16 protein-coding genes and 2 pseudogenes are annotated in these 12,312 nt (G+C 33.0%); 11 read left to right on the plus strand and 7 right to left on the minus strand.

From position 1 onward, the window contains the following. Positions 1-220: 220 nt before the first annotated feature. Positions 221-793 (minus strand): TetR/AcrR family transcriptional regulator, encoded by a 573-nt coding sequence (locus BM350_RS14930; RefSeq protein ID WP_302847789.1) that lies wholly within the window; start codon positions 791-793, stop codon positions 221-223. 11 nt (positions 794-804) lie between these two features. Here BM350_RS14930 and BM350_RS14935 point away from each other — a divergent pair, with 11 nt between their 5' ends. From BM350_RS14935 to BM350_RS26985, 8 genes and pseudogenes are all read left to right on the plus strand, one after another. Beyond that, positions 805-1,296 (plus strand): aldo/keto reductase, encoded by a 492-nt coding sequence (locus BM350_RS14935; RefSeq protein ID WP_280141388.1) that lies wholly within the window; start codon positions 805-807, stop codon positions 1,294-1,296. A 705-nt stretch (positions 1,297-2,001) separates the two neighbouring features. Further along, entirely contained in the window at positions 2,002-2,424 is a 423-nt protein-coding gene (locus BM350_RS14940) for a DUF1801 domain-containing protein (RefSeq protein WP_090911350.1), read from the plus strand. Positions 2,425-2,536: 112 nt separating this feature from the next. Beyond that, a pseudogene (locus tag BM350_RS14945) lies at positions 2,537-2,743 on the plus strand (IS4 family transposase); the annotation flags it as partial. 313 nt (positions 2,744-3,056) lie between these two features. Further along, entirely contained in the window at positions 3,057-3,581 is a 525-nt protein-coding gene (locus tag BM350_RS14950) for a hypothetical protein (protein WP_090911348.1), read from the plus strand. A 376-nt stretch (positions 3,582-3,957) separates the two neighbouring features. Then, entirely contained in the window at positions 3,958-4,431 is a 474-nt protein-coding gene (locus BM350_RS14955; RefSeq protein ID WP_090911346.1) for an Imm30 family immunity protein, read from the plus strand. A gap of 239 nt (positions 4,432-4,670) precedes the next feature. Next, positions 4,671-5,378 carry a DNA alkylation repair protein gene (locus BM350_RS14960; protein ID WP_090911344.1) on the plus strand — a complete coding sequence of 236 codons (708 nt, stop codon included), beginning with the start codon at positions 4,671-4,673 and terminating at the stop codon, positions 5,376-5,378. A gap of 675 nt (positions 5,379-6,053) precedes the next feature. Then, positions 6,054-6,473, plus strand: a complete 420-nt coding sequence (locus BM350_RS14965) for a hypothetical protein (protein ID WP_090911342.1) — start codon at positions 6,054-6,056, stop codon at positions 6,471-6,473. Between the two features lie 237 nt (positions 6,474-6,710). After that, positions 6,711-6,851, plus strand: coding sequence for a hypothetical protein (locus tag BM350_RS26985; RefSeq protein ID WP_170857717.1), 141 nt, complete (start codon positions 6,711-6,713; stop codon positions 6,849-6,851). A 55-nt stretch (positions 6,852-6,906) separates the two neighbouring features. Here the strand turns inward: BM350_RS26985 and BM350_RS14970 are convergent, their stop codons facing one another. Continuing rightward, a complete protein-coding gene (locus tag BM350_RS14970; protein ID WP_090911340.1) occupies positions 6,907-7,728 on the minus strand; it encodes an alpha/beta fold hydrolase in 822 nt (273 codons plus the stop codon). A 504-nt stretch (positions 7,729-8,232) separates the two neighbouring features. On the opposite strand from BM350_RS14970, the gene BM350_RS14975 reads away from it, so the two are divergent. Continuing rightward, positions 8,233-8,379, plus strand: coding sequence for a MerR family DNA-binding transcriptional regulator (locus BM350_RS14975; protein ID WP_090911337.1), 147 nt, complete (start codon positions 8,233-8,235; stop codon positions 8,377-8,379). Here the strand turns inward: BM350_RS14975 and BM350_RS14980 are convergent. Beyond that, complete coding sequence (locus tag BM350_RS14980; protein WP_090911335.1) at positions 8,341-8,553, minus strand: alpha/beta-type small acid-soluble spore protein; 213 nt, start codon at positions 8,551-8,553, stop codon at positions 8,341-8,343. The two genes, BM350_RS14975 and BM350_RS14980, sit on opposite strands and share 39 nt — an antisense overlap. 278 nt (positions 8,554-8,831) lie before the next feature. Between BM350_RS14980 and BM350_RS14985 the strand changes: the two genes are divergently transcribed. Beyond that, positions 8,832-9,326 (plus strand): YndM family protein, encoded by a 495-nt coding sequence (locus BM350_RS14985; RefSeq protein WP_090911333.1) that lies wholly within the window; start codon positions 8,832-8,834, stop codon positions 9,324-9,326. 28 nt (positions 9,327-9,354) lie between these two features. Here BM350_RS14985 and BM350_RS14990 read toward each other — a convergent pair whose 3' ends face one another. Beyond that, the gene (locus BM350_RS14990; protein WP_090911331.1) at positions 9,355-9,870 is read right to left on the minus strand and encodes a DUF3231 family protein; all 516 of its coding nucleotides are present in this window, start codon (positions 9,868-9,870) and stop codon (positions 9,355-9,357) included. Between the two features lie 339 nt (positions 9,871-10,209). Further along, positions 10,210-10,422 (minus strand): alpha/beta-type small acid-soluble spore protein, encoded by a 213-nt coding sequence (locus BM350_RS14995; protein ID WP_026591505.1) that lies wholly within the window; start codon positions 10,420-10,422, stop codon positions 10,210-10,212. Between the two features lie 241 nt (positions 10,423-10,663). Between BM350_RS14995 and BM350_RS15000 the strand changes: the two genes are divergently transcribed. Beyond that, complete coding sequence (locus BM350_RS15000) at positions 10,664-10,855, plus strand: spore coat protein (protein WP_090911329.1); 192 nt, start codon at positions 10,664-10,666, stop codon at positions 10,853-10,855. 63 nt (positions 10,856-10,918) lie between these two features. On the opposite strand, the pseudogene BM350_RS28050 reads toward BM350_RS15000, so the two are convergent. After that, positions 10,919-11,020: pseudogene (locus BM350_RS28050) on the minus strand (RNA-guided endonuclease TnpB family protein); the annotation flags it as partial. 146 nt (positions 11,021-11,166) lie between these two features. After that, positions 11,167-12,300, minus strand: a complete 1,134-nt coding sequence (locus BM350_RS15005) for a zinc-dependent alcohol dehydrogenase (protein ID WP_090911327.1) — start codon at positions 12,298-12,300, stop codon at positions 11,167-11,169. Positions 12,301-12,312 lie beyond the last annotated feature (12 nt).

A 12,312-nucleotide genomic window follows, 5' to 3' on the forward strand; every position in this document is an offset into this window, starting at 1 on the left:
TAGAAATTTATTGTTACCCAAAACTAAAAAATGAGCTGAATTGTTATAAATAATTGTAATTCATCAGATATAGAAACTGACATACAAAAACGCTATCCTTTCTTATGATTCTATAGAAAGAATAGCTCATTTTTCATTTTAGGGGATATTTTGTTGTATTAGCTTGATAGTACTCCTATAAGGTCTTTAAATGTTGAAAGAAATGGATGTGAAAAAAGTGTTAGTTGGTATCCTGTTTATATATAATTCGATACTTTTTGAACAATATACTGTATTGTGGATTCCATTTTCGAATCATCTGTCTCGTCCTTATATTTATGATGAATGACTTGTTGCTTTTAAGAATATAATAATCAAAAAGTGCTTGATATAAAATCATATTGTTTTGAATTAAAATTGTAGGTTCAAAGAGCTTCCGCAGTAGTACATTATCTTGGATAAGGATGAGTGCAGGGTTTATAGCGTTGAACACTTCTTTTTTTATATGTTCTTCATAGAATTTTTTTAATTTATTATTTCGTTCGTTTTGAGCTTGTATGGTTTGCTCATATAGCACAGGAGCATTATGTTTTAAATCTAATATAAAGGTATCAGATATATAAAAGGCAATGAGTAATGACTGCTCAAATGTTTTTTGAAATTGCTCCCCGAACGGGACTGTTTCTTCGAAAATGGTTTGGTCAATACTAGTAATATATTCGGCATAAATCTTGACGATGTATGGGATAATCTCATCTTTTGATGAGAAATATTTGTACATAGTTGCTTTGCTAATATCCATATAACGAGCAATATCATCTGTTCATAACGGGTAAACAATTAAAAACAGCTCATGCAATTCATCCAATTTCAGCTGTTCAAACAGAATATTCCCTTTGGTCTTGCGATCCAGAGAAAGATATTTTACAGGCTTATCGTGAATTAGGCGTTGGATTTGTTACGTATAGTCCACTTGGTCGTGGCTTTTTAACGGGGAATTTAACAAGTCGTGATCAATTAACACCTGATGATTGGAGATACTATAATCCGCGTTTTTCAGAAGAAGCATTTGCTTCTAATATGAAAATTGTTGAAGGCATTAAGCAGCTTACGCTAAAGAAAGAATGCGCGCCTGCACAATTAGCACTTGTTTGGGGTGTTGTGCAAGGTGAAGGAATCGTACCAATTCCGGGTACAAAGCGAGTGAAATATTTGGAACAAAATGTAGCAGCTCTTGAAATCACTTTAACAGAAGAAGAACTAGCATATTTAAATACAATTACGCCAATTGGTGGTACGATTGGTAACCGATCTTAAGACTGATAATCATGTGAAAAATCAAATTGCTCGTATGAAAATAATGAAAGTAACTCAAACAAAGCCATTTCAAACAGTAGAATAATTAAAAATATAGTCTTGATACGAACAGAACAAGAAAATTGTATGGTAAGGTACCATTTAAATAAAAATCACCAGAAGTTGGTGATTCTTATTAGGGATAGAAGGAGAACCGTGCCGGGAGTTTTCATCAACATATGGACACAATACAGATACATTATTTTGACGAAACAAGAACATAATTGAAACTTGCAATAATGGAAAAAAGCAAAAGAAGATTTCGCTGAATTAGAGGATTATAGAATAAATGTAAAAATAAAAGATAAGATAGCTGTGTTCCACCCATTAACATCTACTAAAAGAATAAAAGATGTTAATGGGTGGTACTTTAATTACACTGTTTAGTTCCCGAATATCTAAAGAAGAGTTAATTAAGATCGCTGAGTCCATGAAAGAGATTTTAAAGGGGTCACCATACATGCATGCCCATCAACTTAAGAATACCCATGACCCCCAAGTGTAAAAAACGCCATCCTTTCTGTATATTTCTACAAAAAGAATAGCGTTTTTTCGTTATAGTAATATGGATATATATTTATCTTAACTTGATGAAGATGTATGGTGATCCCTATATTATAATTATCTATGTGATAAAACCGATATCTAAAAAGGAGTGCCTCTAATATGTACAAACTCAAAACAACAGAAACCAATAATAGTGTAATTGAGTTCATTGAAAGTGTTGAAAGTCTTAAAAAACGAGAAAATGCATATCAATTATTAGATATATTTACTGAAACAACAGGCTATGCAGCAAAGATGTGGGGATCGAGCATTATCGGATTTGGTACATACCATTATAAATATGAATCTGGTCATGAAGGAGATGCCCCATTAGTAGGCTTTTCTCCCAGAAAAGCCAAAATTAGTTTGTATTTTGCAGCTGGTGATCCTAGGCGAGAAGAACTATTGGAAAACTTCGGAAAATATACATCTGGAAAATCGTGTATATATATTAATAAAGTAGCAGACATTGATATTAATGTTCTAAAATCGCTAATCAAACAATCTGTAAGTTTTTTAAAAGAGACGTATCCAAATCATTAATGAGATTTATAAGAAATTATTTAAATAGAGGGGTCCATGCCACACCCCTCAACTTAAGAGATTTTAATACCCTCAAAACGTTATCCTTTCTAAACAAGCTAGATTAGAAAGGGTGACGTTTTTTACGAATCTTTCGATTCAAAATGAACTACAACCATTTGTGGAAGAATTACATCAACACCTTACTCCTGCATTTTTAGAAAATCTTGCGAGAGAACTAGGTTTTGTACAACGGAAGCGTAAGTTTTCAGGTCATGATTTGACTACTATTTGTGTCTGGATCAGTCAACGAGTAGCAACTGATTCTTTAGTGCGGCTTAGTGGTCATTTTCTAAATTTTTAAGTTGAACCAGGAAAAAATAATAATAAGGGTTCAGTCACATCTCCATTTTTAAGTTGATGGATATGTGTGGCGGTACCCTAACAAGAGATATAATAGGTCTGACACAACCGAAATTTTGATTTTGTGTCAGTTTAAAACAAATATACACCGTTTATAAGAAAGTCGTACCGTATTGAAAAAGTTTACCCGGAATTACTTATATTTCGTTTTTCTTATTGAACCAACGACGTAAGCTTAGTTAAACATCAATAATTAAAATATGGGAACTTTAGGAAGAAGAGGGGGTATTATGCTGAATAAAGAAATTCAAGAGTTGTTTGACGATCTCAATTTATTTGCCAGACAAATTGCAAACGTAAGATTGTCAAATTTATTATTTGATGTGTATGAATTTAAAGATGAATATGCAATACAAGTAGACTTAATATTCGCTAGAAAAGGTCAATTTAATAACATTCAAGAGGCATTTTCTGCACTATTTAAAAAGGAATTGTTCGATGGAGAGGAATGGGATATTAGTGATGAGCCAGACCCTTCAGATGAACAATGGATAACAGCACTAAAAGATATCTGGATTAATGCATATTATGCAAGAGTATGTGCTTGCATAGAGTTAGTAAACAAAGATGGTTTTATAAGTAGATTTAAAAGGGATTTAGCTGATGTCAATGCACCAAAATCAGTTGTTAAAGAACTTTTAATTAGACTAAATCATATTGAAACAGTACAAGTACAAAAAGGGTATATCTATGATTACATATTCGGACAATCTGATAGCCATTACTTTTTGTTTGAATGGGGAATATATGATTAGAATTATTACGACTATTAAGAGTGTGAAGAAACGTACTTAACGTAACGGGGACGTTAGTGAAATAACGGATAACAAACCAATCAAACTTTTTTATAAAATTTTTATACCAATTAGCAAGAAAAGACTTCATTTTAATCAATCTTTTTTCAAAATGGAGTAAAGGACGGAAGGATTACTAAAAACACCAATTTATGAATGGAGAGAATGTGAACTAAAAAAGTATTTGATTCATAAAACTAGGGTTTGATGTAAAAGTATTCGAATTAAAGTTAAATAAAATATAGAAAAATTTATATAGTGTAACAAATAAATAGAGAGTATGAAATACTTTGTATAATGGTTTTATCTAGTAAGAAAATAGGGTGGAGGGGAAAGAATGTCTTTAGAGAATATGATAGTAACTTTAAAAAAGATACGTTTTTTGGAGCATGAAGATGATAGTGTAGAAGTATTTGAGGAAACTTTAAATGAAATAGCACAAACTGCTGACAATAAAGTCATTATTGATCTGTGTAGTGTATTTCATGATGAAATAGATGAACCTTCAATAATTGGTGATTTGATTGAAACCATTTTTTATATTATGGAACAAAATAGAATTGAAGAGGGGTTAAGTGAATTAATTGAAGGAATAAGCCGCGTTTTACCACAGGCTAGATATTGTGCTAAAAGGTTGTATAAAAGCGTTTTAGATACAGACGATTTATTTGTTCCATATATAAACGTCTTAAGAAATGTTACACCTTCCAAGAAAGCAGAAGTAGTTACGATTTTGAAAGAAATAAGTGATAAACATCCAAAACAATACTCCGACAAAGTTAATTTTATACTTAAGGAAGTTAGTTGTTAAGTTATTTGGGGTGATATTAAATCCTCAGAAAGTGCAGAGATAATTGGAAAATTGTTTGAAAAAATGCGAGTCATTCTATTCAACAATCGGACCGAATTGTTGAGGAATTATAGACAGTAGACATCCTACTTGAATAAGATTAATGATAAAATTGAGAAGTATGGAAGACTTGATAAAGAGCATAAACTAGTTGGTTATAATTAAAAGGGTCTTAATATTAAGGAAGGAAGTGCAAAACTATGGATTTCGAAACAGTTATGCAGGAGCTTGAAGCCCTCAGTAAGGAACGAACTAAAAAAATGTACATATCCAATGGTGCGCACGAGCCGCTTTTTGGCGTAGCTACAGGTGTTATGAAACCAATCGCAAAGAAAATAAAAATAAATCAACGTTTAGCTGAAGAGCTTTATTCTACAGGTAACTACGATGCAATGTACTTTGCAGGCATTATTGCAAACCCAAAAGCTATGAGTGAGTCGGATTTTGATCGTTGGATGGATGGGGCGTATTTTTATATGCTGTCTGATTTTGTGGTGGCAGTAACTTTATCAGAGTCAGATTTTGCACAAGACGTTGCTGATAAATGGATTGCAAGCGGTGACGAGCTGAGAATGTCAGCGGGCTGGAGTTGCTACTGCTGGCTTTTAGGTAATCGCCTAGACAATGAATTTTCCGAAAGTAAGATTTCCAATATGCTTGAAATTGTGAAAAATACGATTCATGATTCGCCAGAACGAACGAAATCTGCTATGAATAATTTTCTATACACTGTGGGGGTTTCATATTTGCCGCTACATGAAAAGGCAGTCGAGACCGCAAAGGAAATAGGTACAGTAGAAGTAAAACGGGACAAGAAAAAAAGCAGTTTCCTAAATGCTTACGAAAGTATTCATAAAGAAATTGATAGAGGGAGGCTTGGTTTCAAACGTAAATATGTAAGATGTTAAAAATTAGCTTAGTATTTGGGGGTTGATCTAAGAAGGATTGATACTCTTTTTGTTGAAGCTACTGAACTAACGGGCAGAAGGGTGAAAGAGAATTTAGACCATAACTTTATAAATACCATTGACTTGGAGTTCACTTCAGCTGTTATGATTTCGAGAGAAATTAGCTGAAAAATTAGGATTCGGAAATCCTGTAAAATATTCAATCTTTGTATAAATACATCTATTCCTTTATTCCAGAAAAGGGCACTATTGTTGAATGAAATTTAGATTTTTAAACGACTTTATTGTTATATTTTTTAGTGTAGTGAAGTATCTTACATCAAAAATTAAAAAACTTTATTGATTGTGAATGTAATTTTATCTTAATGTTTTTGATAGTAGATTAAATAATGAAACTACTGTTTTTCTATAATCTTTGAAAAGTGGGAAGAATTGAATATTCGGAGGCATACAATGTTAGATACCTTTAAATCTTTAGATTCAAAGTAAGGGTCAAATATTCCCCACCTACTAGTTGTAAATAACTCATGAGATAATCTCCTTACATACTACATGTGGAAGTTTTTTTATGAAAAGACACCTATTAAAGAAAGAATGGGAAACTTATATTCAAGACTATATTGTACTTTCAAGTACTAAAGTCAATATTACATAAATAAAAGGGGTACAGACGAAATGAACGGTATAGGGAACTTAATTGAAAATCATGTCGAAACTTTGTTTCTTATCTTTGTAAATATAATTGTACTGGTATTTCAAAGTATTGTCTTTGTAAGAATAGCAAGAGACTGGTTTAAAAGTAAAGATATAGAGAAGTTAAAAGAAGATAAACAGTATATTAAGAAGTTAACTATAGTATATATAGGAATTATGGTAATAGGTACTATAACAAACTTACCTTTATTCGGATTTATATTGTTAGGTTTTATGTCTAACACTATTATATTAACGTCTTTAAAGATAGAATTGTCTGATACAAAGTCAAATCAGTTGAAGACTGTAAAGAACTCAAATTTCATGTTATGGTTTGTAATAAACGCTATGCACTTAGTATTATTCTTTATTGAGGAAATAAAACTTATTAAAAGTATTTAGGGGGTAGACTTATGGATAACTTTTGTTATGGAGCACGCAATTGGTATAGATGTAGGACTAAACAAATATGCTGTTCTTTCCAATGATAAGAAAAGATGTAGAATAATCTACATCTTTTTTTGTCTTACATATTCAAAAATTTTTGTATAAGCGCGACGATGATGGGAATGGACTTTACTTATTAGGAGCATCCGGTGCAATGTATACGAATGAAGGCTGGGTTCAGTACGAGGGAGAATGGTATTACGTTCACATAAAGATGAAGGAGTGGTTACACTTGAAATGGTAAAGAATTTAATTGAAGCAATAGAAGGGATTGCAAAAGACAGGAGAAAAATTGATAATGTAATGTTTGGTGATGACTCTGATGAATTGTAGCCCTGAAATAAATAGAAAACTAGCAAAATGAAATGTGCTAGTTTTCTATTTGTCTTTATAAATGTGAAGAACAAATCTTGTGTAACTTCTCAGCAAATTCTTTATAATGACTTGTATTATAGCCTCCATGATGTCCGGGAAACTCCACGATCTCTGTTCCTATTTGTTCTGTTAATGCGACTGCGCAGCGATAAGCGAAAAAATCCCGTGAGGCACTTCCGCCAGCTGGAAGTACCTGCATTGATGAAGATTTTAATGCAGTCTTCAAAGCATTGATATCAAGCGAATGATTAAGAATTCCTAGGATTTCATACTCGACGAAATACGTTGAATTACTGAAAATACGCTTTGTTTGCACATCCTTTGAGTGCTCGAGATTGTTAGTGTCCACTTCTAAATTTGATAATAACTTTACGACCTCATTTCGATGATTCTTCTTAAGGTCTTCCATAAATTTTCTGGCCTGCATCTGCTCCTCGCCGAATAAAAGTTGCAATAAGACTGGTTCATGAGGGATCAGTAGCTTTACTTGCTCCGGGTGGTGTATACATAGATTAAGTCCGATGACAGCACCGGAACTGCTTCCGAATACGTACGCCGGTTCATCGGTCAATTTGGCTATGAGGCGATGAGCGTCGTCACTGTGCGTTTCCACGGAGTAATCTTCAGTTCGATTGGCGAGATTACTGCGGGAATGGCCCCGGCGGTCGTAAGTAACAACTGTATACCGATCAGCAAGATGGTCAGCAACACTAAGGAATTTGTCAGCGTCACCACCACCGCCATGAATGAAAAGAAGTACAGGGCCATTTCCGCGTACTTCATAGTAGATGCTTGCTCCAGGTACTTGCAATGTTCCATTCTTTACTACAATCATTGATAAACTTACTCCTTTCTTCTTATTCATTGTGAAATTTTTAATAAGGTTTTCCGATTTTTACCACTTTTAACTATGGCTATATTCATAAATCGCTAGACTTCTTTACTTTATATGATTGACGAATTATATAAAATGCAGAAATTAACTAAGAAACAAACTCACCATTTCTCAATGCAACGATGAAATTGCTACGTTGAAATAGTGAGGGATTCATTATAATTGTTGAATGATATAGGCGATACATATTATATGAGAAAAGATTTTACTGCTTCTAAAGAGCTTTTGCTAAGGGCATATATTCTTGAAGGATACTCGATTTTTGATAACGAAGACGACAAATATTTTGATGTAATTAAAGATGCAATTTAGAGGCAGATTTGTTTAAGAAGGATATAAATTTAATAATTGAGAAAATCAATGACATTTTTTCTTGACCCTAACGCCTACGTTAGGGTTTAATATTTAATTGTATTTTTAATCCAGTTTAGAAAGGAAGATAATATGTATTTAGTCGGCCAACTCTCTAAAATTACAAATATAAGCGTTCGAACACTTCATTATTACGAGGAAATTGGAATCTTAATACCATATATCCATTACTATATCAAGTTAACGAGTAACTCCACCGCCAAGTTGTTGTTCAGCTAATGATACTAGACGTTTTGTAATTTCTCCACCAACAGATCCATTTGCACGAGCTGTTACGTCTGCACCAAGTTGCACACCAAATTCTTGTGCGATTTCATATTTCATTTGATCAAGAGCTTGTTCAGCCCCACGTATTAATAATTGATTGCTGCTTCCACTGTTATTGTTCGACATGTTATGTCACCTCCTTCACTCTTTAATATGTGAAAAAGCATTCGGAAATATATGGTCCTTTTTAGGTATTGATTTTTATTGTTTTAACACATAATTCATACTTATATTTCACAAAATAGTATTGTGTAGGAGAGCAAAAATTTTTTTGCCATATGGGTATCATGTAGTGAGTAAACCTCCTGAACATGATGAAACGGGTTGTACTTTATGAAAGTGCAACCTGTTTTTATTGAAAAGTACTATTTCTACATGAAAATTAAAAGATAGGAGAATCATTTATGAAACATATTGTGGCATTATTAATTAAATATACCGCTATCAGTGCCGTATTATTGATGATATTAGGTATATTCCAGAACATCTCGATCCCTAGAATATTACTGATTTCATTACTAATTACAGGATCGGCCTACTTAATAGGAGATTTATTTGTTCTACCTAAGTATGGGAATATGGTTGCTACAATTGCAGATTTTGGGTTAAGTTTTTTAGGAATCTGGGTGTTAACTTATCTTCTTACAGACAACAATTTCGCTCGTAATATTGTTGCATCTTCATTTTGGTCGGCGCTTCTTATCGGTGTGATAGAAGTATTTTTTCACATTTATATGAAAAAAGCGGTTTTATATGAAAACAATGATTCACGAGAATCAACTAACATACATCATGATAGATATGCTATGGAGATCTCACATGAATATTTAAACCGTTCTGAAATAGAAAAAGTAAGATCCATGCAAAAGGAAAACGAGATAAAAAATAAAACGAAATAAAAAAAGTGGCTTTTAGCCACTTTTTTTATTAAGCTTGTTCAGTATTTTTAACATGTAATGGCGGAGGAACTACCCAGCCTTTTTTCTTACTTAGACGTAGTAAAGTTACCCCAGCTTGTGCTTTTTTCATATGGAATTGTCCAAAAAGCATTCCTACATCTTCTCGAAGACATTTTCCCATTATTTGACTACAAGTTACTAATCCTGCCGCTAGACCTGCAGAAACTGCTGCTGCAATTTCAGCATCATTGATGCGTGCCCCAGGAGGAATATCTTCAATAGATGCAACTGGTCTTTCTGGAGGTGCTGGCGGTAAAGCCACTCCATTTACCTTTAAAAGAGTTTTTAGTTCATCTATTTCAGAAGTCATATCATTCTCAATTAGGTTTTCTAAGAACTTTTTTAAATCTTCATCACCCGTGTGATTCATAAATACTTGATGTCCAGCAACAGCCCCTTGTGTTGCAAGAAGATAACTCCAAATATCAAATACTTCTCCATAATGCAAAGGCTCATTTTGAGGATTTCCACTTAATACACCCATTTTAAGATGCCTCCCTTTTGTAAATATCATAGTTAGTATGCTTTTCAATATTGAAAATAAATTTTTAAGTATATTTGTTCCTGTAAAAGACTTTTTAATATTCATGGGAAACACCTTCCCCACAAGATATGTGTTTGTAATCTAGAAAGGAATTTTTTTAATAAAATACTCAAAGATTATTATTTAAAATTATCAACAATCTTTGAATACAAATGTATTCATTATTAGAGATTATTTTAAACCACATGGAAAAAATAGATATGCTAACTACTGTAACTTGCTATGTTTCCAATAATCAACCATATCGCTCACCCTAATCTTTTCCACTTTTAGGTGAAGTTAACGAGTAAATCCACCACCAAGTTGTTGCTCTGCCATTGCTACTAAACGTTTAGTGATTTCACCACCAACAGAACCGTTTGCACGAGCTGTTGTATCTGCACCAAGTTGTACACCAAACTCTTGCGCGATTTCATATTTCATTTGATCAAGTGCACTTTCAGCTCCTTGAACCAATAATTCATTACGATTTCCGCTTTTATTGTTTGCCATATTGTATCACCTCCTATGTTTTTAATATGCTACGAACCACAGAAAAACAAGTATTCCTTTTTATGGTATTTTTTTGACCTGAATTTGAGTATAAGTTTTATTTTTCTACTTAAAATATGGCTGGGAGAGTCAAGAAGGGGAATTGTTCTAATATCTTTTCATAACAAGGTTTGTTTGAAATGATTGTGTTATTCTTCCTTTTCTCTTGCTTGAATTCATATGGAAAAGGAGTGATAAGTAAATGGGATCTAATACAAAAGGTGTTCATGAAGTGAATGAGTTGCATGAAATGTTAACATTTAAAAATGTATGTATGACAAAATCAGCTGTTATCGCTGGCGTAGCACAAGATCCAGCTCTACAAAGTTTATTACAACAAGATGTGAACATGTCTATGAAACATTGCCAAGACTTAAAGAATTTACTATCTTAAAAACTAATATACAAGAATAGTTACAAGTAGATCTAATGACTACACAAACAAATCAACAACGCCCTCTTTGAGATTTTTCAATGTTGATTGAAGAGCAATACTATCGACTTCTTTTAACCAAATTGTATCCGGTTGATTCTTTAATTAGGTTAGCGCAGCAGGACATATATGAATGATTTAAACTATATATATTTATATTCAAAATTCATTCAGTATTTATTTTTCAAAGTAAAAAAGATAAGATCTTGGAATGGAATCTTATCTTTAGTATAAAGAATAATTAAAAAGGATTAATGAGAAAGAACAGATTTTTAAGGTTTCAGAATAACTTTTATACAATTATCTTCACGATTATTAAAAATTTGATAACCATAACTTGCTTCTTCAAGGGGGAGTTTGTGTGTAATGATCTCCTTTGGATCAAATTCACTTTTTGCTATTTTTTCAAACAATTCGGGCATGAAATGAATGACTGGGGCTTGTCCCATTCTAAGATTAATATTCCTACTCCAAAATGCACCTAGTGGAAATGCATTATAGTTGCCACCATAAACACCTGTCATTTGGACCGTTCCATATTTTCGTACGGCTTTTGTAGCAATTTGTATAGGACCAAGCGTTCCCCCTTGTAATTTTAATTTTTGTTCAATAAACTCCAAAGGCGATTTCTTTCCATCCATACCTACACAATCGATGACGACATCCGCGCCACCATACGTAATTTCTTTTAAATGTTCTCCCATATCCGGGTATTTTGTAAACTCAAATACCTCAACATTGTTAATCTTTTTTGCATATTTTATTCGATAATCCAAATAATCAACTGCAATTACACGCTTGGCACCTTTCATCCAAGCAAATTTTTGTGTCATTAATCCAACAGGTCCACAACCAAGCACGATAACAGTATCACCTGATTTTACACCTGCATTTATTACACTCCAATAAGCTGTTGGTAAAACATCGGATAAAAAAAGTAGTGACTCATCCTCAAGCTCGCATGATTCTGGTATAAGAAAGGGAGTGAAGTTACCAAAAGGAACTTTTAAATATTCAGCTTGACCACCTGGGTGGTTACCAAATTTCTCTGTATAACCAAAGTATCCACCAGAATCATAATGAGGATTTGAGTTATCACATTGACTTTCCATTTCATGTTGGCAATAAAAACAATGTCCGCAAGCAACATTGAAGGGGATAACAACACGATCTCCTTTTTTTACTTTAGTGACATCAGGACCCACCTCTTCAACAATCCCCATTGGTTCATGACCGATAATGTATCCTGGGGATAAAGGCATATTACCTTGGTATAAATGTAAATCGGATCCGCAAATAGCAGTTGAAGTAATCTTTACAATAATATCATCTTTTTTTTCTAATCTCGCATCATCAACTTGTTTAACCTGTACTTGATTCGGCCCTTGATAAGTTACAGCTTTCATATTCACATGCCT

It is taken from the genome of Bacillus sp. 103mf (assembly GCF_900116295.1).
Lineage (GTDB): Bacteria > Bacillota > Bacilli > Bacillales > Bacillaceae_G > Bacillus_A > Bacillus_A bruguierae.